Source organism: Rossellomorea sp. FS2 (assembly GCF_047915635.1).
Taxonomy (GTDB): domain Bacteria; phylum Bacillota; class Bacilli; order Bacillales; family Bacillaceae_B; genus Rossellomorea; species Rossellomorea marisflavi_A.
The window spans coordinates 1,048,460-1,073,140 of sequence record NZ_JBLRVS010000001.1; the positions used below are offsets into that span (position 1 = coordinate 1,048,460).

General features: G+C 45.7%; 27 protein-coding genes and 2 pseudogenes. 7 read left to right on the forward strand and 22 right to left on the reverse strand.

From position 1 onward, the window contains the following. Positions 1-50 precede the first annotated feature (50 nt). The gene (locus ACNA6I_RS05600) at positions 51-1,202 is read left to right on the forward strand and encodes a CapA family protein (protein WP_416313219.1); all 1,152 of its coding nucleotides are present in this window, start codon (positions 51-53) and stop codon (positions 1,200-1,202) included. Between the two features lie 101 nt (positions 1,203-1,303). Next, positions 1,304-1,597 (forward strand): HesB/YadR/YfhF family protein, encoded by a 294-nt coding sequence (locus ACNA6I_RS05605; RefSeq protein WP_048003655.1) that lies wholly within the window; start codon positions 1,304-1,306, stop codon positions 1,595-1,597. Positions 1,598-1,633: 36 nt separating this feature from the next. Here the strand turns inward: ACNA6I_RS05605 and ACNA6I_RS05610 are convergent, their stop codons facing one another. From ACNA6I_RS05610 to acnA, 7 genes are all read right to left on the reverse strand, one after another. Then, positions 1,634-1,939: a hypothetical protein gene (locus tag ACNA6I_RS05610; protein ID WP_048012776.1), complete on the reverse strand. Its 306-nt coding sequence runs from the start codon at positions 1,937-1,939 to the stop codon at positions 1,634-1,636. 5 nt (positions 1,940-1,944) lie between these two features. Beyond that, the gene (locus tag ACNA6I_RS05615) at positions 1,945-2,367 is read right to left on the reverse strand and encodes an acyl-CoA thioesterase (RefSeq protein WP_048003653.1); all 423 of its coding nucleotides are present in this window, start codon (positions 2,365-2,367) and stop codon (positions 1,945-1,947) included. A 105-nt stretch (positions 2,368-2,472) separates the two neighbouring features. Continuing rightward, a complete protein-coding gene (gene tlp, locus ACNA6I_RS05620) occupies positions 2,473-2,682 on the reverse strand; it encodes a small acid-soluble spore protein Tlp (RefSeq protein WP_048003652.1) in 210 nt (69 codons plus the stop codon). Between the two features lie 20 nt (positions 2,683-2,702). Beyond that, entirely contained in the window at positions 2,703-2,846 is a 144-nt protein-coding gene (locus ACNA6I_RS05625; RefSeq protein ID WP_048003651.1) for an acid-soluble spore protein N, read from the reverse strand. A 93-nt stretch (positions 2,847-2,939) separates the two neighbouring features. Further along, entirely contained in the window at positions 2,940-3,086 is a 147-nt protein-coding gene (locus ACNA6I_RS05630) for an FbpB family small basic protein (protein WP_082139172.1), read from the reverse strand. A 79-nt stretch (positions 3,087-3,165) separates the two neighbouring features. Then, positions 3,166-3,738 carry a peroxiredoxin family protein gene (locus ACNA6I_RS05635; RefSeq protein ID WP_082139171.1) on the reverse strand — a complete coding sequence of 191 codons (573 nt, stop codon included), beginning with the start codon at positions 3,736-3,738 and terminating at the stop codon, positions 3,166-3,168. 107 nt (positions 3,739-3,845) lie between these two features. Then, complete coding sequence (acnA, locus tag ACNA6I_RS05640) at positions 3,846-6,557, reverse strand: aconitate hydratase AcnA (RefSeq protein ID WP_416313050.1); 2,712 nt, start codon at positions 6,555-6,557, stop codon at positions 3,846-3,848. A 307-nt stretch (positions 6,558-6,864) separates the two neighbouring features. On the opposite strand from acnA, the gene ACNA6I_RS05645 reads away from it, so the two are divergent. The 4 genes from ACNA6I_RS05645 to ACNA6I_RS05660 all read left to right on the forward strand — a co-directional run bounded on the left by ACNA6I_RS05645 (position 6,865) and on the right by ACNA6I_RS05660 (position 7,737). Next, the gene (locus ACNA6I_RS05645; RefSeq protein WP_414130693.1) at positions 6,865-6,957 is read left to right on the forward strand and encodes a hypothetical protein; all 93 of its coding nucleotides are present in this window, start codon (positions 6,865-6,867) and stop codon (positions 6,955-6,957) included. Next, complete coding sequence (locus ACNA6I_RS05650; protein ID WP_392398057.1) at positions 6,920-7,159, forward strand: hypothetical protein; 240 nt, start codon at positions 6,920-6,922, stop codon at positions 7,157-7,159. The genes ACNA6I_RS05645 and ACNA6I_RS05650 overlap by 38 nt, the downstream gene beginning before the upstream one ends. Further along, the gene (locus ACNA6I_RS05655) at positions 7,098-7,235 is read left to right on the forward strand and encodes a small acid-soluble spore protein P (RefSeq protein ID WP_063191536.1); all 138 of its coding nucleotides are present in this window, start codon (positions 7,098-7,100) and stop codon (positions 7,233-7,235) included. The genes ACNA6I_RS05650 and ACNA6I_RS05655 overlap by 62 nt, the downstream gene beginning before the upstream one ends. A gap of 103 nt (positions 7,236-7,338) precedes the next feature. Further along, positions 7,339-7,737 carry a hypothetical protein gene (locus tag ACNA6I_RS05660; protein ID WP_048003649.1) on the forward strand — a complete coding sequence of 133 codons (399 nt, stop codon included), beginning with the start codon at positions 7,339-7,341 and terminating at the stop codon, positions 7,735-7,737. Positions 7,738-7,744: 7 nt separating this feature from the next. Here ACNA6I_RS05660 and ACNA6I_RS05665 read toward each other — a convergent pair whose 3' ends face one another. The 6 genes and pseudogenes from ACNA6I_RS05665 to ACNA6I_RS05690 all read right to left on the reverse strand — a co-directional run bounded on the left by ACNA6I_RS05665 (position 7,745) and on the right by ACNA6I_RS05690 (position 14,617). After that, positions 7,745-9,910, reverse strand: coding sequence for a DEAD/DEAH box helicase (locus ACNA6I_RS05665; RefSeq protein ID WP_416313051.1), 2,166 nt, complete (start codon positions 9,908-9,910; stop codon positions 7,745-7,747). Positions 9,911-9,987: 77 nt separating this feature from the next. Next, the gene (locus ACNA6I_RS05670; RefSeq protein ID WP_048003647.1) at positions 9,988-10,617 is read right to left on the reverse strand and encodes a lytic transglycosylase domain-containing protein; all 630 of its coding nucleotides are present in this window, start codon (positions 10,615-10,617) and stop codon (positions 9,988-9,990) included. A 144-nt stretch (positions 10,618-10,761) separates the two neighbouring features. After that, positions 10,762-10,842, reverse strand: a pseudogene (locus tag ACNA6I_RS05675) (YjcZ family sporulation protein); the annotation flags it as partial. Positions 10,843-11,088: 246 nt separating this feature from the next. Continuing rightward, the gene (locus ACNA6I_RS05680) at positions 11,089-12,672 is read right to left on the reverse strand and encodes a glycine betaine uptake BCCT transporter (RefSeq protein WP_082139170.1); all 1,584 of its coding nucleotides are present in this window, start codon (positions 12,670-12,672) and stop codon (positions 11,089-11,091) included. A gap of 312 nt (positions 12,673-12,984) precedes the next feature. Next, a pseudogene (locus ACNA6I_RS05685) lies at positions 12,985-13,275 on the reverse strand (3D domain-containing protein); the annotation flags it as partial. Positions 13,276-13,789: 514 nt separating this feature from the next. Further along, a complete protein-coding gene (locus ACNA6I_RS05690; RefSeq protein ID WP_048012774.1) occupies positions 13,790-14,617 on the reverse strand; it encodes a 3D domain-containing protein in 828 nt (275 codons plus the stop codon). A gap of 248 nt (positions 14,618-14,865) precedes the next feature. On the opposite strand from ACNA6I_RS05690, the gene ACNA6I_RS05695 reads away from it, so the two are divergent. Further along, positions 14,866-15,015: a hypothetical protein gene (locus ACNA6I_RS05695; protein WP_187427054.1), complete on the forward strand. Its 150-nt coding sequence runs from the start codon at positions 14,866-14,868 to the stop codon at positions 15,013-15,015. Between the two features lie 42 nt (positions 15,016-15,057). On the opposite strand, the gene map is transcribed toward ACNA6I_RS05695, so the two are convergent. The 9 genes from map to ACNA6I_RS05740 form a co-directional block, all read right to left on the reverse strand. Beyond that, positions 15,058-15,804 (reverse strand): type I methionyl aminopeptidase, encoded by a 747-nt coding sequence (map, locus tag ACNA6I_RS05700; protein WP_252264731.1) that lies wholly within the window; start codon positions 15,802-15,804, stop codon positions 15,058-15,060. A gap of 76 nt (positions 15,805-15,880) precedes the next feature. Beyond that, the gene (locus ACNA6I_RS05705) at positions 15,881-16,567 is read right to left on the reverse strand and encodes an LrgB family protein (protein WP_159129686.1); all 687 of its coding nucleotides are present in this window, start codon (positions 16,565-16,567) and stop codon (positions 15,881-15,883) included. Beyond that, a complete protein-coding gene (locus tag ACNA6I_RS05710) occupies positions 16,551-16,928 on the reverse strand; it encodes a CidA/LrgA family protein (protein WP_048003642.1) in 378 nt (125 codons plus the stop codon). Before ACNA6I_RS05710 ends, ACNA6I_RS05705 begins: the two co-directional genes overlap by 17 nt. Before the next feature lie 96 nt (positions 16,929-17,024). Next, on the reverse strand, positions 17,025-17,684 hold the full coding sequence (locus tag ACNA6I_RS05715; RefSeq protein ID WP_350493453.1) for a type 1 glutamine amidotransferase domain-containing protein: 660 nt from the start codon (positions 17,682-17,684) through the stop codon (positions 17,025-17,027). A 114-nt stretch (positions 17,685-17,798) separates the two neighbouring features. Next, entirely contained in the window at positions 17,799-19,964 is a 2,166-nt protein-coding gene (locus ACNA6I_RS05720; protein WP_416313052.1) for a DNA topoisomerase III, read from the reverse strand. 99 nt (positions 19,965-20,063) lie between these two features. Further along, the gene (locus ACNA6I_RS05725; RefSeq protein WP_048003640.1) at positions 20,064-21,158 is read right to left on the reverse strand and encodes a M24 family metallopeptidase; all 1,095 of its coding nucleotides are present in this window, start codon (positions 21,156-21,158) and stop codon (positions 20,064-20,066) included. 125 nt (positions 21,159-21,283) lie between these two features. After that, complete coding sequence (locus tag ACNA6I_RS05730) at positions 21,284-21,721, reverse strand: DUF4064 domain-containing protein (RefSeq protein ID WP_053071917.1); 438 nt, start codon at positions 21,719-21,721, stop codon at positions 21,284-21,286. 125 nt (positions 21,722-21,846) lie between these two features. Next, positions 21,847-22,686, reverse strand: a complete 840-nt coding sequence (locus tag ACNA6I_RS05735; protein WP_048012770.1) for an SDR family oxidoreductase — start codon at positions 22,684-22,686, stop codon at positions 21,847-21,849. Between the two features lie 216 nt (positions 22,687-22,902). Further along, the gene (locus ACNA6I_RS05740) at positions 22,903-24,564 is read right to left on the reverse strand and encodes a glycerol-3-phosphate dehydrogenase/oxidase (RefSeq protein ID WP_159129684.1); all 1,662 of its coding nucleotides are present in this window, start codon (positions 24,562-24,564) and stop codon (positions 22,903-22,905) included. Between the last annotated feature and the right edge of the window lie 117 nt (positions 24,565-24,681).

The following is a 24,681-nucleotide window of genomic DNA, read 5'->3' on the forward strand; positions in this document are numbered from 1 at the left end:
CCCTTCTTTTTTGTGTAAAATAGGGTGAAGTCAACTAGTCAAAAAGGATGATGAATGTGAATAAAAAAATGATCGGGCTCGCGATTGCTTTTCTATTGCTGATTGCAGTCGGAGGTCTTTTGAGCATGCAGTACAATGATGCCGGTACACAAACAGGTGGACTCGCTTCTGATCAGCATGCAGTCAGGGAGTTGCAAGTTAAAGATAAGTCCATTGAAACCAGTGCCACCATCGCAGGAATTGGGGATATCCTTCTGCATGACCGGGTGTATGAAGACGCGAAAAAAGACGGTTCGTACGACTTTGCGCCCATGTTTGCAGGTGTAAAAGACATACTCAAGTCACCTGATTTCCTGATTGCCAATCAGGAATCGACACCAGGCGGTACAAAGATCGGATTGTCCACTTACCCGTCCTTTAACAGTCCATACGAAATCATCGACACACTCCAGGACGTAGGGGTGGATGTTGTAACAACGGCAAACAATCACTCCATTGACCGCGGGGAAAAAGGTCTTCTAAGTGCCATCGATTATTATGAAAAAGTGTCCATGCCCTATGTCGGTACATTTAAGAATCAGAAAGATCAGGATACGATCCGTACATTCAATGTCAATGGGATCAAATTTGCTCTCTTATCGTATACATACGGAACAAATGGCATCCCGGTGCCTGCAGGTAAAGAGTATCTCGTGAATCTCATCGACGAAGACAACATGATCAACGAAATTAAAAGAGCCAGGAAACTTGACGTGGATATGGTCGTGATGAGCCTTCACTGGGGAAATGAATATGAGCGGTTCCCGAATGAAGAACAGAAACGATTAGGGAAAGTCATGACGGAAAATGGAGTCGATGTCATTTTTGGACACCATCCTCATGTGCTACAACCCATTGAGAAAGTGAAGACAGAAGATGGCCGTGAAGCCATCATCGTTTATTCATTGGGGAATTTCCTTTCAGGACAAAAAGATGACTACAAGGATATCGGGGGCATGGCCACTGTGACGGTGAATAAATCGATCCAGGATGGCCGTGTGACTCTCTCTTATCCTTCAGTCGACTTCGAACCGACGTATGTGTCCGAGCAGGGGTATTCCAACTATCGTCTTCACCCCCTTTCTGAGGCCCATAAAAAAGGACTGATTTCAAACTCGGCAAAGGAAATCACTACACATATGACCGATGGGATGGCTCAATAAAAAGGTTCATAAGAGCGCATAACTAGTGGTTTCGCTTCATTCAGGCTATAATGGGAAGGAACCTTTAGGTTGAATACATATCAAGAAGGGAGTCTCGATCGATGAAGATACATCTATCAGATGAAGCACTTGCCTGGTTTAAAGACGAAATGCTCGTAGATGAAGGAGAGTATGTCCGTTTTTATGTACGCTATGGAGGATCGAGCCCGTTGCATGACAGCTTCTCACTAGGTGTCAGCAAGGAAGAGCCGATCGAAGCGGCAGAAACGTTGGAAAAGGCCGATCGGACCTTCTTCGTTGAAGAACGTGATCTGTGGTTTTTTGACGGACATGACCTATTCGTGGAATTTGATTCCTCCAGAGAAGAGCCTGCTTACGAATATAAAAAAGCATAAGAAAAAAAGGCTGGCCATTATGGTCAGCCTTTTCTCTTATGAGATATGGAAGCGGTCAATGTGATCCTCCAGTCCCTCTGCCATGAGTATCTGCAGCTGCTTCTCTCCAAGAAGGTCAAAGTGAGGGTATCCTTTATGGCGATGATCAATCCACTCAGGCTTCAAACCATATCCCCTCCCCCATTGAATAAGTGCATCCAGGTCGGAACATCCCGCTTTCGTGACGGTTTTTGCATCCGGGAATCGGGAATCCAGCCAGTAGTGTGTCAGGAACGCGATTTTCCCTTGTGCCACCTGCTTCTTCCATCGGTTTAGCTCCGTACGGTTGATACCAAAGGCCATATCATTCAGTCCTTTTTCTTCGCCTTCTCATACGCTTCATGCCATTCCGGGAATGTCTTCCGTATGGAAACGGGGCGGAAGGAATCTTTTTTGACACACACGTGTCTCGATTCACCGCTCAGGGCGAGTTTGCCTTCACCGTTATAGATTTCGTAGCCGTATGTAACGCGTATGCCATCGTATTCTTCGATCCACGTCTTGATCAATGCTCTTTCCCCGTAACGGACAGGTGTCTTGTACGCGACATTCAAGTCGATAACAGGAGACAGGATTCCCTGCTGCTCCATTTCTACATATTGAAAGCCCAAGTCTTCAATTATTTTCGTTCTGCCAAGTTCCATCCACACCAAATAGTTGGCGTGATAGACGACACCCATTTGATCCGTTTCAGCATATCGTACTTCAATGGATTTTTCTGATATTTGCATAGTAGCACCTCTTTTTTCAGTTCACCCCATTTTAACATAACATGGGAAAGGAATGAATTGTGGTGCTTAACAAGAAAGCCACCCGTTGTCACCGGGTGGCTGTGGTCATGTGTGGGATTCATCCTTGATTTCTTGACGGAAGGCTTCGATGCTTTCTTTCCGTCTCTCATTCTTTTGTCGAATGGATTCCAGCTGTTCCTCGCTGTCTGTGAAAGCCATGGATTCTTCAGCTTTATCGATATTCTCCAGCGTGTTCTGGACCATCCCTTGAAGCTTTTGTGCATTGTCTCGTCGATCGTCTGGACGATGATTCATACTAAGTCCCCCTCTGAGTATTATTCACCTTTTGTTTGAATCACTTGTGCATGTTTCCCTGATGTATCCTGCATCTGTTTTCCTTTATTCCCTCCGGCAGCCCTCTGCTGGGTACCAATATGGTTCGGAACAAACTGTTTGCTGTCGCGCTTCGGATTACTCATGAATATCCCCTCCTTACTCATTAGTCTGTCCATTCCCACAAATCGGATCATGCGAAATTATTGCCAGAAAAAATCATAAAAAAAAGCCGAAGTTCATTCGGCTCTGTCTAAGGGACGCTTGATTTCATAGCGTGCATCGATCCGTTCTTCGATGGCATTCATCGCTTCCGGATCAAGCATCAATTGCTTTTTATTTTCATTCACTAAATCGGTGAAGCTGCGTTTCCTTGGTCTTCTCATGGTACACCGCCTTATCATAATGGAAGTTGTATAAACAGTATAGCCAATTATCAGACTGTTTAAACAACATAAGATAAGTTCAGTTCACCGCTCTCTCCAATTCATCCAGAGACGTGAAGGCCCCGATCTTCTTATGAATGATCACACCTTTTTCATCAATAATGAATGTCGTTGGTACGGTTAAAATATCGTAGGCAGAATTGATTTTATCGTCTTCATCGAGTAAAACGGGAAATGTCATCCCCATGTTTTTCTCATATTGCTTTACGTTGTATTGTGGGTCAATGTTGATTGCCATGATAACCACATCCTTGTTCTTCTTATCATGGAATTCCTGAAAGATCGGTATTTCATCCTTGCAAGGTGGACACCATGTGGCCCAGAAATTCAGGATCACTTTTTTACCCCGTAATTCTGATAAAGTGACCGTCTTGCCTGCTGTCGTTTTTAGTGAAAAGTCCAGCGCCTGGTCCCCAACATTCGGTCCAGGATAATGCTCAACGGGAACCTCCCCCGGATCTCCTTCTTCTATATCGACCAATTGGTCGAACCCCTGTTGTTCTGCCAAGAGGGCGGTTGGTCGAGATTGATTTTCAACATATAGGCTGTATACCAATAGGGCAATGAGTAATAAACCGAAAAATGATTTCATCTTTAATCCCCTCCATGGACATCCTCTTCTTACGTTATGCAGGCATGTCCACATATATGAGGAAAAGAGCATACAAAAAGCCCCCGTACGAGACGGGGGCTTTCATATTATGATTGTAGTTTGCCGCGAAGGACCATTTGCAGGATACCGCCGTGACGGTAGTAATCCACTTCCACATCAGAGTCAAATCGAGCAAGTACGTCAAATTCTACCTTCGTACCATCTTCTTTGACTGCTGTTACCGTTAAGATATCTCGAGGTTTGACATCATCCGTAATGTTCACGGAGATGGCTTCCTTACCGGTCAATCCAAGGGTTTCAGCACTTTCTCCCTGCTTGAATTGAAGAGGAAGCACACCCATCATGACAAGGTTTGAACGGTGGATACGCTCGTAGCTTTCAGCGATGACCGTCTTGATGCCAAGAAGGTTCGTACCTTTTGCTGCCCAGTCACGTGAAGAACCCATACCGTAATCTTTACCGGCAAGGATCGCAAGACCTGTGCCATCTTCCTGATACTTCATGCATGCATCATAGATCGGCATGATCTCTTCTTCAGGCCAGTAGGTAGTGAAACCACCTTCTGTGCCAGGAGCGATCTGGTTACGGATACGGATGTTGGCAAATGTTCCACGCATCATGACTTCGTGGTTTCCACGACGTGAACCGTATGAGTTGAAATCACGTGGTTCTACCCCATTGGCACGAAGGTATTTTCCTGCAGGTGTATCTTTGCCGATGGCCCCTGCCGGTGAAATATGGTCGGTTGTGACAGAATCACCGAACTTACCTACGACGCGGAGGCCGTCAAGTCCCTGGATCGCTTCAGGAGTCGGAGCAAGACCTGTAAAGAATGATGGATTCTGGATGTACGTAGAATTCTCATCAAAGCTGTAAAGAGGCTCGTTGCTAGTCTTGATCTCATTCCAGCGCTCATTCTCAGTGAATACGTGCTCATATTCCCTGCGGAAAAGCTCAGGAGTAACGGTCGATTTCACGACGTCTTTGACTTCATCCTGTGATGGCCAGATATCGTTGAAGAACACATCGTTACCGTCTTTATCTTTACCAAGTGAATCTTTCTCAAGATCGATATCCACTGTTCCTGCTAGCGCATAAGCCACAACGAGTGGTGGAGAAGCAAGGTAGTTTGCTTTTACAAGCGGATGGATCCGCCCTTCGAAGTTACGGTTTCCGGACAAGACGGATGTCAACAGCAGATCGGCATCCGATACAGCCTTCTCGATTTCCGGACGAAGTGGACCGGAGTTACCGATACAGGTCGTACAGCCATATCCGACAAGGTTGAACCCGATTTCTTCAAGATAAGAAAGCAGGCCGGAATCCCGTAGATATCCTGTTACGACTTTTGATCCCGGTGCAAGGGAAGTCTTGACGTAATCAGGAACATTCATGCCGAGTTCAACGGCTTTCTTTGCCACAAGTCCTGCTCCCAGCATAACGTAAGGGTTGGATGTGTTCGTACATGATGTAATGGCTGCGATTCCGATGGCACCTGTAGGCATTTCAACATCCTTGCCGTCAGCTGTGGAATATTTGGCCGTCTTGTTGAATTCAGCTTGGTCCAAACCGAATCCTTGAACGCCTTCTTTAGCCGTTACGGAGTGATGGAATGCTTCTTTCATATCACAAAGAGGGATCAAATCTTGAGGACGCTTAGGTCCTGAAAGGTTTGCACTTACAGTAGACAAGTCGAGTTCAACAACATCGGTGTAAGTAGGCTCTTCTTTTTCAGGTGTGAAGAACATATCATTCTGCTTCAGGTATTCCTCCACCATGGAGATATGGGATTCATCACGGCCGGTTAAGCGCATGTAATCAAGGGATTCTGAATCAACCGGGAAGAATCCGCATGTCGCACCGTACTCGGGAGCCATATTGGCGATGGTAGCGCGGTCTGCAAGCGGCAGTGTCGCAACTCCTGGTCCGAAGAACTCAACGAATTTGCCGACGACCCCTTTTTGACGGAGCACCTGAGTGACTTTAAGGGCAAGGTCTGTAGCGGTTGCGCCGTTTGGTAGTTCACCTGTGAATTTGACACCGATGACTTCAGGGATCGGGAAGTATGAAGGCTGACCAAGCATCCCTGCTTCTGCCTCGATTCCTCCTACACCCCAACCAAGAACACCGATTCCGTTGATCATGGTGGTATGGGAGTCTGTTCCTACAAGTGTATCCGGATACGTTTCAAAGTCGCCTTCTGTTGTTTCGACGGCATGGACAACACTTGCAAGGTACTCAAGGTTGACCTGATGGACGATTCCCGTTGCCGGTGGAACAGCACGATAGTTTTCAAATGCTTTTTGCGCCCAGCTCAAGAACTGGTAACGCTCCGTATTACGTTCGAATTCTAGGTCCATGTTCGCTTTCAGTGCTGTAGCTGTACCATACTGATCCACTTGGACAGAGTGGTCGATGACGAGGTCAACCGGGATTTCCGGATTGATCTTCTGTGGATCCCCACCGATGTCAGCCATGGCTTTACGAAGGGATGCAAGATCCACAACAGCCGGTACGCCCGTGAAATCTTGAAGGATGACACGTGATGGTTTGAATGGAACTTCCGCATCCTTTACTTCGGAAGATCCCCAGTTCGCTAAGTTTTCAATATGCTCTTGATTGATGACACGTCCGTCGTATTGACGCAGGACGGATTCGAGTAGTACCTTGACGCTGTAAGGTAAGCGGTTGATTTTTGTCACGCCAGCTTCTTCAAGAGCTTTTAGACGGTAGTAATGATAACGTTTTCCGTCAAGCTCAAATGAAGTGCGTGCATTGAATACATCATTCTTTGCCATTATTAGTTCCCCCTCTGACTGCTTGCGTACATTGACGCAGAAAAGCTGTAAAAATGGTCAAACTTTTCTCACACTAATTATCATATTACAAGCGATTACATAAGTAAATAACAATAAAGTTATTGTTTTTGATAAGTTTTGCTTATCAAAAACCTTCATTAGCGATGGTTACTGCAGAGAACATTGTCATATCAAGGGTCTGCACGTTGTCGCAACTTGTCAGCATCTTTGAAATATTATGCTGAAAAAGTGAATATGGTGGCTCTTCCCTCCTATAGAAGATCCCATCATGAGGCATTCTAATGATATGGAAGGTGTTTTCATGGGAAATAGAAAAACCAACCATTTGGTTAGCGGCATGAATGCAGCAGATTCACAAGGCAAAGGCACAGGTTATTGAAGAACTGTCCAATAAGCCGCTGACAGAAAAGCAGAAACAGTACAACAAAAAAAGAAAAACGATCATAAAAAGGGATTTCCCACCAATACACTACCCTTTTAACCGACAGATAAACATTCGGACCAAGGAGGCACATAAAGATGGAAAAACACACGCCGAAAGACATCAGGAAAAATGCTCCCGAACAATCCGGACAGCCTAAACCATTGAGTGGGTCCCATAAGGTGAAAAACCGGAACCACTCCCGTCAAAAACATAACCAGCATCACGATATGTAACAAGCAGGCCGGTCGTCCTTGACCGGCTTGTCTTTAATTCCTCACCTTTTCTTTTAGCCGCGAATATACTGTGCTGAAAGAGATCAGTGGGGGTCGTAGTCACATGGGAAAGGAAAAAGAGGATTTTCGCCTCGAAAGCTGGGAAGAGGATATGAAAGGATGGTTCCTCGATCCTGCCAATGCCCAGCTTGATGAAAAGGAATTCCGCCTGGAGTTCTTTGAATCGACGGCATCCTTTATCCTGGAAGTCGATACTGAACACATACATCCGGAAGCCGTGATCATTAAGAAAGAGGATCACCTTCTGCATATTATCCTCAATCTGAAGGATAGGGAGTGCAAGAGGTCGGTGACGTTCCCTTTCTCTTTGGATCACCATACCCTTTCATACACACTTGGGCACCATTCCATCGAAATCATCATCTTCAAGAAACAATCCGGATCTTGCACGCAGGATCGCTACTTCATTGATTGTAAAAACGATCAGGACTCCATGTCCTGATCGTTTTTCATTCTTTGATCAATTCCATATATCGGGAACATATGGTTTTGGAGAACAGTCGCAGATGGAATGGAAACGACCCTTGCTCAAACGGGTTGATCCATAGTACCTTTTGATCGATGATCAGGGACGTCCCGCCCGCATGATCCTCGAACGTGACCTCCACTGTCCGGCTTGCTGCCTGGAGGAGGGCCATGATGTCAGGCGGGATGTCTTGTCGATTACTTGTCAAGACGCGGATCGAATTTTTTGAAGATGCAAGGTCCTTTAGAAATTTCTTTTGATCTCCCCAAGGAAACCATTTGATTCGTTTTGTAGCAACCGGCTCTACTTCTTGAAACGTGGTGTTCCTTCCTCTAGATTCCAGATGGTCGATCAGCTGTCGGAGGGGCATGGACTTGCCTCCCTTTCTCTTCATGAAACGGTGGTCTCCCATCAGGATGAATTTGCCCCTTGCTCTGGTTACGGCTACATTCACCAGTCGATCACTCGATTTACCCGTCAGCAATCTGCCAGGACGTTCGTGATTCGGTCCATCCACCACATCAAAAATCATCATATCGTTCTCTGATCCTTGAAACCCGTGAACGGTGGAGGCATACAGTTGAAGTGCCGGTCCTTCCCAGTCCCTCGATATCCCTTCATCAAGAAGGGTTTTGATCCACTGAGCCTGCACCCTGTAAGGTGTAACGATCCCTAGGGAGGTCACACCATCCTGAAGGGCTTCAACGGCAAGGGAAATTGAGAGGATACCTGATATCGGATTCCACCTCGACCCTTTATGGGTCAAGCCCCATTGAGACACCTGGGGAACATCGAACAAGATCCCACCATCTCCCTTGAACGGACGTTTCATGACGATCGATGCCCTGGCCTCTGCTACGGAAGGATGGTCATAAACCCTGGAATGATAAATATATCGGTTGGTAAAAGAGGAGATACTCGGGTGCATACGGCGCTGTTCGGGCAGGAGAAGGAGCTGTGGGTGGTGACCGCCTGCTTCGATCACCTTTGCTACACCTGAACGATGGAAGATATCTTCATTCAGCCACTTCTTTACAAGGGGATGAAACGATGAGGAAATCGGTGGGAGTTGCTTGAAGTCTCCACAGATGATGACTCTCTTGCCCAGTGTGGCCGCGAATGCGAGCTGAGGGATATAAGCCATGCTGGCTTCATCCACGATGACAAGGTCATACTCATTGTCATAAATCAAAGAGTCGATGGCGGCCTTGGATAGGGTGGTCCCGACAACGCTTGCTTCCTCTAGTGCCGTTCCCTCCCTCCTCTTCAGCTTTTCCTTGATTTTTTGATAATGCATCTCGAGCCGGCTCAAGCGTTCTGAGTCATAATTCGAGAATTTCTTTGTCAGTTTCTTCTTCAGCTTCATCCGATATTTTTCTACCTTCCCCCGTTCCTCTGACAGCTTGGGGTCCTGGAGTTCGAGGAGCTGTGTCAAGCTGACGTCACGGGCTTCTTCAGAGAGTGATTTTCGATTTTGCCCGTAACGGACGACTTCACCCGGGGTCCAGCGATCATTTTCTGTTAAAAAATGATGCATTTCTTCTATTAATACATCAACGGCTGCATTGCTGTGTGACAGGATGAGAATCCTTTGGCCTTCTGTATAATGGTAAGCAGCCACCCGGGCAAGCGTATAGGTCTTTCCCGTACCGGGTGGTCCCCAAATATAGGTCAGATCATTGTATTTGCTTCTTACATACGCTTCATGCAGAAGATGCTTACCTGGCGGGTGATGCGTCACTCCGGAGGGCTGTATGGTCCTGATTGCACGGGAGGATTTACCATGCCTTTCTTTGATGTCTTCCAGGCGCTGCCACAGTTTCTCCAGCAGCTCCCAGGGTTCATAAATTAGACGGGCATAATCGAGTATGTCCCCCAAGTACTGATCCAGTTCAATGATACATTCGGTTTCTTCCGATGAAATAACGATCCCTTGGAGGTTCTTATTCTGATAATCAATCTGAATGGACCCGCTTTCTGGGAATGAACGGGGATAAGGAAGGGTGAACCAATATACATAGCTCCCTTCCTCCTTTTTGATACATCGACCATTCTCAACCCTTATTCCACTGTTTTGCTTCTTCTTCATCTGAATGATCTCCATATCAAGGGCATCCTGCCATTCACTTATGATTTCTGTCTGCTTCATTGAGGTCCCCTTTCTTGACGGAATGTTCCGTATTCAAACAATCAATACCCAGGACGAAAAAAAGCCCAAAGGGCCTTTTACATCGGAGTTTTATCGTCTTCTTCTTCCTTTTCAAGGAATAGATCTGCGTAATACATCACGTCTTTCACATATTCGTCACTTTGATTGTAGGTTAATACTGCTTTTTCTATTTCGCCGTCGGCAGCACCATTATTAGCTAGAAAGTTGGCAGCACTGAATATAGCATCTTCAATATCAAACGGATCTGCTTTCCCGTCTCCATTTGCATCGACCCCATAGCCGCCGTATTTTGCAATCACATCAGGATTTACTTTATCTTCTTCAGGAATATCCCCTTCCCCCAGTCCCGAGCAGCTCGGATGGGACCATCCTACCCATGTACATGGCATGAACTGCATATGACCTTCGGCACCTACCGGAGATATCAATGTCTTCATGGTCGAAAATCTCGTCTCGACTTTATGATGAGCGGCAAGAAGATACCATGGGACTCCGTACTCTTTTTCGGCCGCTTTATAGATGGGCATGTACTCTTCAGGCACATCCGTTTGAACGATCGAAGACAGCTTGTACGGATATTCATAGTAGAGAACGGTATAAAGTCCAAGAATGAGCAATGGGATCGCCAGGATCACAAGGATAGAAATTCTTCTCTTCTTTTTAGATTTTCTCTTTTGTTTAGCCATATCACTGATCCTTTATGTAATGATTGTCGGTTCTCCTCCATGTATCTTAATACAGAAGAGTGCACATGACAATCAAAAAAGAAAACCCGGGACCACCGTCATCTTTTTGTAATGGTGATCCCAGGCACCTTTTAGGTTATCTCATTAGCAAACAAATGCTGCTCCAACGATAATTAATAGGATGAATAATACTACGATTAACGCAAAGCCTCCAGCGTATCCGCCGCCGCCACCGCAGCCATATCCATAACCAGGGTATCCGTATCCGTACATCATCAGTCACCTCCAAGTATCTTACTACGATATCAATGTATGTAGAGGACAACTTGTAGGTTAATATCATCTTCAGTTTTTTTCTTCCGTCATTTATTCAGCCTTGTCATTCAAGGGTTCTGCCTGCCGCAAGATAAGAAAATTGAGGCAAATGACCAGAAAAAAGGACATCCCTTGACGGAATGTCCTTTCTGTAAATTACGATTCAGTTTTAGGCTCATCGGCATGTTCATGTTTCTTACGCCTTTTTTCTTTGTGCGGTTTAGGTTCCTTCGGTTTTCTAGGCTTAGGCTTGATATACAAACCAAGTTCTTTCTTTTCCCTGTTCAAGGATTTATACAGGGATGCCATCATCAGGGCGATGATCACGGAGAAAGGAAGAGCGGCTATGATCAGTGCATTTTGAAGTGCATCAAGCCCACCGCTGTACAAAAGGATAAGCGCGACGATGGATTGAGCAACACCCCATGTAAGCTTCACATAGTTCGGCGGGTTGTTGGATCCATAAGTGGTCTGCATACCTAGAACGAATGTCGCAGAGTCGGCAGAGGTGATGAAGAATGTACCAATCAAAGCAATCGCGATGATAGCAAGGATCGTTGTCCCCGGCATTCCGTTAAAGACGGCAAACAGGACCTCTTCCGTATTCAGTTTGGAGATATCGTTACTGACAGCTTGTTGAACATCGATGGCTGAAGTTCCGAATACGGCAAACCAGAAGAAGCTGACAAGGGATGGTAGCAGCAGAACTCCGATAAGGAATTCCCGGATCGTCCTTCCTTTTGATACCCTTGCGATGAAGATTCCGACAAATGGTGACCAGGAGATCCACCATGCCCAGTAGAAAATCGTCCATCCATTGATCCATTCCCTGTGCTCCGGATTAAGCGGGGCTATCCTGAAGCTCATGGAGACGATGTTTTGCATATAGGAACCAAGCGTATCAGTAAACAGATTCAAGATAAGTAATGTAGGCCCCATTACGAAAACAAGGATCAGCAATGCGACGGCAAGCACCATATTGGTGTTCGACAAATATTTGATTCCTTTACTCAAACCGGACCAGGCTGAAATCATGAACAGGACGGTAACGACAATTACAATGATCGTTTGGACCGTAAAATTATTCGGAATTCCGAATAGGTACGATAATCCTCCGTTAATCTGTGCTGCTCCAAAGCCAAGTGTTGTAGCTACACCCACAACCGTTGCAAATACTGCAAGGACGTCGATGATGGTACCAATCGGTCCCTTTACCTTATCACCGAGTATCGGGCGGAGGGTTGAAGAAATCAACGCAGGTTCATCTTTCCTGAAGTTGAAGTACGCTAGTGCCAGTGCAACGATGGCGTAGATCCCCCAGGCATGTATCCCCCAGTGGAAGAAGGTATAGCGAAGGGATTCTTTGATCGCTTGATCTGTTCCTCCTTCAGCGAGTGGAGGCGTCATATAATGGGAAAGTGGCTCAGCAGCCCCCCAGAAGACGAGTCCGATCCCCATCCCTGCGCTGAACAGCATGGCAAACCATGTTCCCCTGGAGTACTCCGGTCTGTCATCAGGTTTACCAAGCCGGATGGTACCGATCGGGCTGACGATGAGGAAAATGCAGAAAATGACGATGACGCTGACTAGTATCAGGTAGTACCAGCCGAAACTCGATGTTATGAATGATTGCACGTTGGCTGTTGCCGTTTTAAATGTGTCTGGAGCAATGGCTCCGAAGCCCACGGCAACCACTACGATTGCCAGGGTAATCCAAAATACGTTTGAAATTCTTTTCATAAAATTCTCCCTTTCGATTAAATTGGTATGTACAAAAAACTCCCATGTAACACTATCAGAGGATGTTGACAATTTCAAATGAAGACACTTTATCAACAATCAATCAGATTATTGTTTGTGAATTTTGACACAAGGAGTGATACTTCTTACCCATTCCCGTTTTTCGACATCTATAAACCACGATTAAGCGAATGTTGTCGAGCTTTGCGCTATTAGTATGAGTGTTTTTGTATGAAACCATTCCTTTTGAAGATGCCATGGGTCATTTTAATCAAAATAAAGGAGAATGCCATTTAGGCATCCTCCCCCGGATCATTCAATTATCTTCACTTTGATATCTTCTTTCACTCCGTATGCCAGCGCATCTTTTTCATGCTGCATATAGATATCGATCCGGTTTCCCTTTATAGCGCCTCCGGTGTCTTCAGCTTTAGCATAACCATATCCTTCGATATAAACCTTTGATCCCAATGGAATGACGGATGGGTCAACGGCGATGACTCTTTCATTCGGGTTTGCGAGTAAGTCAACCCCCGTTTTGGTAATACCGATGCACCCTTCACAATGTGCAGTGTAAGCAGTCGCTTTAACTGTTACAGTCTTCGCTATGTTTTCTTCTTGGGTCTCAGCTTTTGGCTTTGATGCAGGTTTTTTTTCCTTTTTAATCACAGGTTCGCTCCGGACGCCTTCTTTAAGGAGTGATTTACGCTCTTTGACTTCATCAACAGAATCCTCATGGCGTTCAGCGAGATCTGTGAAATAGTTATCCTGATCTATATGTTGGATATCAGCCAGGGCTAATTCCTTGGAATTTTCTTTGGCCGATACTTCTGCAAATCCAATGGAGAAAATGGAAGCGAGGGTAAATGTGGAAATAATCGCTTTTAACATAGATGTGTGATTCCTCCTTAGTTGTGGTCCTAATGAACCAACCAGAGGAAATAGTAACATAGTCATGCCTCATCTCCATGACAAACTGTTTATAACTCTATGACAGTTAGATGACAGAGATGTAATAATGGTAATTGTTATAAAACAGAGTATAAATGAGGAAAACGGGGTACCATAAAAAGAAAGAACCATCCATGATTTGGATGGTTCTCTGATTCGATTCCTATTAGTCTAGTACTTTTACAGTTACTGTTTTACGTCCGAAGTCTCTTGCTTGGTCTTCAGAAGGGATGAATACGTCAATTTTATTTCCTTTGATGGCACCGCCTGTATCAGCTGCAGTCGCATAGCCGTATCCTTCAACGTATACTTTAGATCCCAGTGGGATCACGCTTGGATCAACAGCGATTACTTTTTGATCAGGGTTTTCCTTCAGGTTAACACCTGTGGCCGTAACACCTGAACATCCGGCACAATCAGCCGTGTAAGCAGTGGCTTCGACTGAAAGTTCTTTTGCCACGCTCTCTTCTTGAGCTGGTTCAGTTGAGGCTTCCTTGGCAGGTTCTTCTGCTTTAGGCTCTTCTGCTTTAGGCTCTTCAGCCTTTGGTGCTTCAGCTTCTGGAGCTACCTCTGCTTTTTCTTGGGCAGGTGCTGCCTCATCAGAAGTATTTACAGGGGCTGAAGGTGATTTATCTTCAAAGTTTATAACGAGCTCTTGGCCCGGAACGATTAGATCGTTGTCCAGTGCATTCCAGTTTTTAAGGTTTTCTACTGAAAGACCATAGTATGAGGAGATGCCCCAGAGTGTGTCTCCTGATTTCACTGTGTAGTATTCTTTGGAAGAAACCGTCAGCTTTTGATCAGGGTAAATATAGTCGCTGGAAATGTTATTCCATTTTTTGAGTTGATCAACAGATGTACCATACTCCTTCGCTATTCCCCATAACGTATCTCCCTTTTTGACATCGATATCTTGTGCTGATGCGCTGGCACCACCGGCAACCGCGAGTGTGGTGAAAGCTGCTACAGAAATGATCGATTTCTTTAGTTTCATGAAAAATTCCTCCTTATGTAGCTAGCGAGTTTGTATTAGCTAACAGTGACCATACTAACATAGTAAAATCTCATTTCAATAACAGGAACTTTATAATAATAAGTCAAGAATATTTCAGTAATGTAATAGAGAGCGTTTTCTAAGTACATATTGGATTTTATGGAAAAATATAGAATTAAGAGTTAGGCTTAACAATCTTAGCCGCTTATATTAGAATAAAAACGAATGGAAGTAAGGAGGAACCGGTCATGTCTGAAGAGAAAATCGTTTTATATAGAGACGAACCTGATGAACACAGCGGTCGCTGCGAATGTGGCAATAACGTCTTTAAATCAAGGGTCGAAGACGGGAAGTTCTACCGAAAATGCCAGGAATGCGGCAAAACCAAAATCGTATAAATAGGAAAAGAGCGATCCCGCTTCTAACGGGATCGCTCGTTTTTATAATTGGGTCAGGATGATGGGTTCACCTTTGGTAATGACGATCGTATGCTCGATCTGTGCCACTTTACTTCCATCTGGAGTGATATAGGTCCAGCCATCCCCTTTTTCGATGACGTTTTGTGCTTCGGTAGAAACGAAAGGTTCAAAAGCAAGGACCATCCCCTCCTTCAGAAGGGCGTTATCCCATGGATCGAAATAATTCAGAACATGATCCGGCTTCTCATGAAGGGATTTCCCCACTCCGTGACCAGTCAGGTTCATGATGACGGTGAATCCATTCTTTCTTGCCTCATTGTGTACGGCCTTCCCGATTCCATTGAGCTTTGACCCTGCTTTGGCTTTACGCAGTCCAGCTTCAAATGATTTGATGGCCGTCTCACAAAGCTTTGTTAACACGGCTTCTCCTTGACCAACCACAAATGAGATTCCCGTATCGGCATAAAAACCGTTTTTTGAACCTGATACATCCACATTCACCAGGTCTCCTTCATTGATGACCCGGCTGCCTGGGATGCCATGCGCTACTTCTTCATTCACTGAAATGCATGTGTACCCCGGAAAATCATATTCTCCTTTAGGTCCGGAAAGGGCACCCGCTTCTTCAAACATGCGTCCTGCAATCTCATCGAGTTCCTTGGTCGTGACTCCCGGTTTTGTTTGTTTTCTCAATTCGTCCCGGATCTCCGCGACAATCCTGCCGATTTCTTTTAGTGCTTCCAGTTCTTCATCATTACGTACTATCATACAATCTTCCTTTACTATTTATATATTCTCCATCCCTTATCATACCTAAAGGATGACGTTTTTAAAAGCGATAGGATCAGGAAAAAAGGAAAAACAATAGAGGCAGGAAAATGGATAGCACCATGGACGCCAACGCCATGGCAGCTCCGCTCACGGCTCCCTCGACTTCCCCCTCTTTAAGTGCCCTTGCCGTGCCAACACCATGGGAGATGACTCCGAAAGTCAGACCGGTGACAATGGCATCTTCGATTCGCAGGATTTTCAACAGGGGAATGATGGCCATTGCTCCGAACATTCCTGTCATAATGACAACGGATGGGATGACCTCGATTTTTGCCCCGATGATGTCACCCACCCCGAGTGCGACGGGGGTAGTAATCGTTTTGATCATGACGGCAAGATTCCAATCTTCGGGTAAACGCAGGAACCTTCCCATATAATACGAAACGGTCATTTGTGCCGAACTGCCGATTACCAGACCGAGTACGATCGGCAGTGCGTATGCCTTCAGGTATCTCCTCTGGTGGTAGAGGGGATAAGCAAGTGCCACCGTTGCCGGTCCTAGAAGGTAGGTGACGCTTTTGGTCCATTGTGCGTACTGTGCGTACGGAAGCCCGACGACCAGCAGGATTCCGATGATGACCAGTGTGGACGTGAAGATAGGAAGCAGGAGCGGGTTCGTCCATCTTTTATACAGGAGATTGGCTAAAAGAAAAATCACCGCACTGCCTGAAATCGCCACGATCTCACCGGTCATGCTCATGGGAAGCACTTCCTTTCCGTGTGGCATACACAGCAGGGATTGAAGTAGCGACAAATCCTATGAAGCTTGAGATGATGAGTACCATAAGAAGCTTCCACCCATACAGATCCATGAATGGAATCAGGACGATGGCACTTACAGACAGAGGAAGGAAAAGAAACGAAAGATACTTCAAAAGAATCGATGCCCCTTGTGCAAGCAATTGATCATGAACGAGTCCTGTTGATAGGAGTATGAATAGGATTCCCATTCCTAAAATCCCACCGGGTATGGGGAGATGGAGAGTGGCAGAAAGCCATTTTCCGGTCTCAAACAGTAAGATCAGTCCAAAAATTTGAAAAGCGACCCGCATGTAGTACATGATTCATCCCTCCTGGATTAGTAAGAAAATTTTAACATATCCAGGTAGTCAATAGGGCAAAAAAAAGCCAAGGGGCTTCACCCTTGGCTTTTCACATCAAGATAACGCTTTGATGAACGCTTCTGCTGTCGATTGACTGGACTGAGGATTTTGTCCGGTCACAAATTTACCGTCCGTGATCACATAGTCACTCCACGGTTCCGATTTTTCAAACTTGGCACCCTGCTCACGAAGGCGTGATTCAAGAAGGAATGGCATAAGGGAATCGAGCCCTGTCTGCTGCTCTTCTTCGTTCGTAAAGCCGGTCATGTTCTTCCCTTCGACGAGCCATTTGCCATTGGAAAGCTTCGTTCCGACAAACCCTGCCGGTCCATGGCATACAGCTCCGATTGCCTTATTGTTATCAGCGAAATGCGCCAGCGCAGATTTTAATTCAGGACTGTCAGGAAGATCGAACATCGTACCGTGTCCTCCCGGAAGGAAAATCCCTACATATTCCTCCATGTTGAGCTGAGATAAAACGAGGGTTTGATCAAGCTCTTTCGTGACACCTTTCCATTTTTCGACGAGATTTCCGTCTTCAAGGCTGTTTGGGTCGAGTGGGATCCTGCCGCCTTTAAGGCTGGCCACGTCTACACCATATCCCTGATTCTTGAATTCTTCATATGGTTCAGCAAACTCTGAAAGCCAGAGTCCCGTTTCATGTTCGTCATCAATTTTGCTTGCATTGGTCAATACCATTAGAATCTTCTTCACATTAAAACCTCCAAGTTGTTGATCTGTCTCTTATGTTTTATCCATTTTCATTCGGATTAAACATGTTTTTGATCAAACCATCATGTTACCGGGAGGGAATGGATGGAAGTCACGTCACTCTACGTCAAATAGGAACTGTATATTCCTTGCTTGGGGATCCCATCCCAGATAGGCAGAGAATTCCTTTTCTCCTTTTTTGAAACCGTCAATCCTGTCCGTACGCCCATCTTTGAGGAGCTTCTTCACTTGGGCTTGGGGAATTGTTTTCGAGAGGATCTTCTTTGAAATGCTGAAGCTGCATTTGGTTTTACTATATTCACTGCATCCGTAGAACTTTCCTTTGGTAATGACTTTTCCTCCGCATTTAGGACAGGTGCCGACCGGTGTTTTTGCCCTGCTTTTTCCCTTGCCCTTCCCTCTTTCCCTCTGGATGGATGACGTATCAAGGTCGTTGAAATCCCAACGGTCGGATTCTTCGGTGGCCTGTTTGACAAGACTGGCACTGAGCTTTTTTACCTGCTCCATGAATTCAGGTGCCGAGGCTTGTCCCCTGCCGATTTCCTGCAGTCTTTGCTCCCATTTGGCGGTCATTTCAGCGGAGGCAAGGACGTGTGGACCGACCGCTCGGATCAGCACTCTGGCTTTATCGGTCGGATAGACAATATTCTTTTGGATGAAGATATACTGTCTGTCTTTCAGCATCGTGATGATCCCCGCCCTTGTAGCTTCCGTTCCAAGGCCTTCCGTTGCCTTCAAGACTTTTTCAAGTTCATCATTTTCAATATGTTTTCCAGCCGTCTTCATCAGGGTGATCAACTGTCCTTCCGTATACCGTTTCGGAGGCTGTGTCTTTCCTTCCTTAACAGAGGACTTCGTCACCCTTCCCTCTTGATTTTCTGAAAGAGGAGGCAGGATCACGTCATGGTCTTTTTCAGTCGGGACGATGACCTCCCTCCAACCTTCTTGAATGATCTGTTTTCCTTTTGATGAAAATTCTGCCCTTTCCTCTACGATAGTGGACACAGAAGTGTAGTCGATGATCGCCTTCTCGTGATGAGCGGCAATCAGCCTACGGATCACCACATCGTAGATTTTCCGTTCTTCCTCAGAGAGTTTGGCAGGATCCTTTACCTGTTCCGTCGGAATGATGGCATAGTGATCGGATACCTTCTGATCATTGACGAAACGCTTATTGTTCATAAGGTTGGGTGGTGATTCACCGATCCATTGGGAGTATGGGTTGAACTTCCTCAGCTTAGCGAGGATTTCCGGGAATGCTTCCGCCTCTCCTTTCGTCACATGCTGGGAATCCGACCGTGGATAGGAGACGATTCCTTTTTGATATAGCTTCTGAAGGATATCCAGTGTTTTTTTAGGGGAGAACTTGTACATTTTATTGATGGTAGCCTGCAGTGAGGATAGGTTGAAAAGCATCGGTGGTGCAAATTCTTTTCTCTCTGTCCTCACCTCTTTTACACGGGCATTGCCCTTTTGACAGAACGCAGCAATTTTTTCAGCCAATTCCTTCGTCTGGATGCGAGTGTTCCCATCCTTGACCCAGGTTCCTTCGTATACGTTCCCTTCCATATTGAAGGTGGCCTTCACTTCCCAGAAGGGCTCACTTTTGAATCGTTCGATCTCTTCTTCCCTTTTTACGATCAGGGCAAGCGTCGGTGTCTGGACCCTGCCTGCTGAAAAAACGTCCGACATTCCCTGTCCCTGCAGAAGAAGGCTGTATGCCCTCGAAGCATTCATGCCGACAAGCCAATCAGCGCATGCCCGTGAATATGCTTCATGATAGAGACTTCGGGTTTCACTTTCATCCTTCAAATTCTGAAAGCCTTGAACGATGGCTTTTTCCGTCAGGGAAGAAATCCACAATCTTTTCATCGGTTTCCTGGCTTTTGCCATGGTGGTGATATTTCGGACGATCAGTTCTCCTTCCCTTCCTGCATCTCCCGCATGGATGATCTCAGACACCTCTTCCTTTTGAAGGAGACTTTTGATGATGTTGTACTGCTTTGCTTTGCTGCGCTGCACTTCATATTGGAAGCGATCGGGTACGATGGGGAGGGTCTCGAGGGTCCATTTCTTCCAAGAAGATTCATACTTCTCAGGGGATTTTAATTGCAGAAGATGCCCTACCGCCCATGTCACATAGGCTCCGTTCGGAAAAATAGGGTTGGGCTGGATTTCGATATAACCCTGCCTTTTCGTATGGGGGAATGGTTTTGCCAACGTGGCACCTTGGTCGGGTTTTTCGGCAATTACAAGTTTCATTGGCCTATCCTTTCTTATGTGAATATTTCCTTCTATTATATCATGCATCCTTCGGTTGGCATGAAAAAACCAGCAGGATTTTCCCTGCTGGTAAATAGGTCAATCGATGATCTGAAGTTCCTTCGGATAGGATGTGAGCGTTTCACAGCCATCCTTCGTAATCAGGACATCATCTTCGATTCGCACACCGCCGATTTCAGGAATATAGATTCCCGGTTCGATTGTGTAGGTCATTCCTTCCCGGAGAACTCCATCGTTGGTGTGGCTCATGGAAGGGAACTCATGGACATTGATGCCAAGGCCATGGCCGATGCGGTGAGGGAAGTTTTCTCCATATCCTGCATCTGTGATGATGGCACGGGCGATTGAATCAAGATCCCCTACGCGGTTGCCTGGCTTGCTGGCTTCCAGTGCGGCAAGTTCCGCTTTCAAAACCGTTTCGTATATTTCCCGTTGTTTATCCGAGATCGATTTGAACGCCACGGTTCTCGTAATATCTGACGTATAGCCATCGAGGACCACTCCCAGATCAAACAGAACGAGATCTCCCGCCTTTAGTGTACGGTCTCCCGGATTACCATGCGGATCACCGCCTTTTTCACCGAAGAGGACCATCGTGGCGAAAGACATTTCACGGACACCCTGTTTTTTTAATTCATACTCGATTGTGGCAAGGACCTCCATTTCTGAAATCCCTTCTTTAAGAGCAGCGACTCCGACTTCCACACCATAATCGGCCATCTTCGCTGCTCTCCTCATGATTTCGATCTCTTCAGTGGACTTGCAAACGCGCATGTCATTCAACCGGTCTTCAGCATTGATGATCTCCGGAGACTCGAATAGATTGAGGAATGCTTCACTTCGTGCATAGGTGACCACTTCTTTTTCAAAGCTCACCTTTTTAGCTTGGATGTTCCGCTTTTCCATAGCTTTTCCAACGAAGTCCCAAGGATCTTCATGATCGGAGTATCCAATCACCTCATATGGCCATCCGGCTTCTTTTACCTGGCGTACTTCCATCCCCGGTGCAACGACGAATGGTTCCGCTTCAGGAAATACAAAGACCCCGACGAGACGTTCATGTGGGTCAGTCAGAAAGTTACTTAAGTAAAATACATTTTCACTTGAATTGATGAATGCTGCATCGATCTGTTCACGTTGCAGCCATTCTTTGAATTGTTCCAATCGGCTCATGATTCTTCCTCCAGTGCTGTTAAAGGTCTTTCCTTCTCTATGCTACCATATTTGTCGGTTTGATTGAATGGTTTGAGATTGGATGAAAAAAGAGCACCCCTTCAAGGGATGCTCTTTTGTTGCCATTATAGTACGGTGTCCACAGGTTTTGGTTTGCGGACAAGCGCCATGATCCCTGAAATCAGATAGAGGATTCCAGGAACGAATCCGGCACCGAACGTTCCGATACCGATAATCAAGGCCGAAACGATGAATAGTACTCCTGATAGAACAGGCTTTCGATTCTTCGTGATGAAGATGACCGCAAGCAAACCAATAATGGAAGCGACAATCCCTAGAATAATGAGATAAGTACTGGATGCTTCAATCATTGTTAGCATATCTTCTACACTCATCCCACCAGTGTCCGCCTGAAATTGAGGATCGTTTTCTGCTTCCTCCATTCCTCTTACAAAGTCGGGATTACTTAAAAGGACATTGGCCATGATTCCCATGATGGTAAAACCGAATGAGAAAATAATGCCGAAAATCCCCATTGTTACTTCCCCTGTACGCTTAATCATTTGATACTCTCCTTCTCGATTATGTAGTAGTCTGTTCCATTCTCCACGATAAAGAAGTGGATATTGCACGTTTTTCATTTTATCATGAAATTTTCACCATTTCTATAAGGAATATGGAAGGGATATCACCTTAGTGTATGAAGAATGATCCTCTCAATGGTCTTCCATGGTAAAAGCGATTTTACTAAAATCGTCACTCCCGTACCTTTACCGATTGCATACTTGAATCTTCGTTTACGTCCATTGGCAATGGCTGCGACCAGAGATGAAACATCCCGGGGGGCCCCATACTGTGCTCCTGATTCAACCAAATGGGCATTCAGCTTTTTCATTTGTGCATGATAAGGGGATTCTGATTGCAGGGATCGTTCTGTAATTTTCTTTCCTGTGGACCAGATGTTTGTTTGATACGAGCCGGCTTCAATCAGATGGACATCAATCCCAAACGGCTTCACTTCGAGCCTCAGACTCTCAGATAGTCCAGCGAGGGCATGTTTTGATGATACATAGGGGCTCAGACCAGGGAAACCGATCCGACCGCTGATACTGCCGATATTGATGATTTTTCCACTGCCTTGCCTCCTCATATAAGGCAGGATAAGCTGACTCACCCCGATCACTCCGAATACATTCGTTTCGAATTGTTGACGGAACTCATCCATGCGTACTTCTTCGAGGAATCCTCCCTGTGCAAATCCTGCATTGTTCACAAGCACATCTATTCTATCCAGAGAAGTCAGGAACTCCTTGAACGATTCTAGAGACAAGGCAGAGGTCACGTCCAGTTCCTGGATGAAAATCCGGTCTTCAACCTGTAAAGAAGACGCACTCCTAAGCAAATCCTCTTTCTTAGCGGTATCCCTCATGGTGGCAACCACTCTGAATCCATTTTTAGCGAGCTCTACGGCCGTGAGAAGGCCGAAACCGCTATTACTTCCTGTCACGATGGCCACTTTCTGATTCATATCATCCCTCCCATAATGCAAGTATATCAAAAAAAGAACGGCTCCCATCACGGGAGCCGTTCTTTTCTATGAGGGTCAATTTCATTCTTCATGGTAAAGACTTTTCCCCCTGCGTTCAATATCCATTTAAAGCGATGAAGCTTCGTTAAGAGAGATGAGACGCTTGGATTGTCAGAGTCTTTCACAAAAATGACCTTTTATATAATTCTAAGCATATTACTGCTGATCGATTGGTACGACAGCATTCTTCAATTCGACTTTCAGATCATTGGTGAATTTCTCTTTTTGCTCAGGCGTCCAATTGAGCAATCCATTCATCATTTCAATTACAGGCTCGTGCCACTTGACGACCCACGCACGATCAAAGAATAATGCGCCTGTACGACGGATGAAGAAATCGACCGGCGTTACGGTCATCTCTTCCTGGATGGCATAGAGCAGTTGAGCATATAGGGAAGCAGGTACTTCTTTGTTCCCTGAGGTTCCAGTATACGCATGTGCAAGTTTGAACAGCTGATCCACATTGGAGCCGTACATGGTAGCCAGTTTACGTCCTTCTTCTTCAGATAGACCGTAGCGCACCGCTTCCTTCGCTTTCTCATCCACGAACGCAGGGAAGTTTTTGGATCCGCCGACATGGCCCCCGGAGATCGGCATATGTTTGGTAGTGGACTCTGGGAATTTACGCTTCACTTCTTCCTTCAATCGTTTTGCAACAAGGTCTACAACCGTTTCACCCATCTTGCGGTATCCGGTCAATTTACCACCAGCAATGGTGATCAGACCGCTTTCGGCTTCCCAGATTTCATCTTTACGGGAAATTTCAGAAGGATCTTTCCCTTTTTCAAAGATCAGCGGTCGTACACCAGCCCAGCTTGATTCTACATCATCATTGGTGATGTTCACATCCGGGAACATGAAATGGATGGCATTCATAATGTAATCCCGATCTTCAGATGTCATGTACGGATGAGCCTTATCTTTATCAAAGATTGTATCAGTTGTTCCCACGTAAGCTTTTCCATCACGAGGAATCGCGAAGACCATGCGGCCATCCGGAGTATCAAAGTACACAGCCTGACGAAGCGGGAATTTGCTTTGGTCGATGACAAGGTGGACCCCTTTAGTCAAGCGCAGCTGTTTGTTATTCGTGCTGTAATCTTTATGGCGTACATCATCTACCCAAGGACCCGCAGCATTCACGACTTTTGTTCCTCGGATCTCGTAGGTTTCATTGGTAAGCAGATCTTCCGCTTCGATTCCGACAACTTTCTTGTTATCGTAAATGAAACGTTGGGATTTTGTATAGTTAATGGAAGTTGCCCCGTGTGCGATGGCTTCCTTCATGACTTCAATCGTCAGACGTGCATCATCTGTCCGGTATTCTACGTAGTAACCTCCGCCCTTCAGACCTTGTTTCTTCACTAGAGGTTCTTTCGTCAATGTATCCGATACAGAAAGCATGGTCCGGCGCTCACTGCGTTTGACTCCTGCAAGGTAGTCATACACTTTAAGACCGATGGACGTACTGAATTTACCGAATGTACCACCTTTGTGCATCGGAAGCAGCATCCATTCAGGAGTGGTAACGTGTGGACCGTTTTCGTACACGATTTCACGTTCTTTCCCTACTTCTGCCACCATCTTCACTTCGAATTGTTTCAAATAGCGCAAACCACCATGGACAAGCTTGGTAGAACGGCTGGAAGTCCCAGCTGCGAAATCCTGCATTTCTACAAGCGCCACCTTCATACCGCGCTTGGAAGCATCAAGAGCAATACCTGATCCGGTGATCCCCCCACCGATTACGATCAAGTCATAGTGTTCATTTTTTAATGCATTTTTCACTTCTTGTCTGTGCGTGCTGGAAAAAGTCATAAGTGGTTCCTCCTAGAATGTATGGTTGTAAACGGTTAATGAGTAATCTCTCTTATACTTTAACCATAAAAAAAGAGACCAAAACCAGCATTATAGAAATAATCTCTATAAATGTGG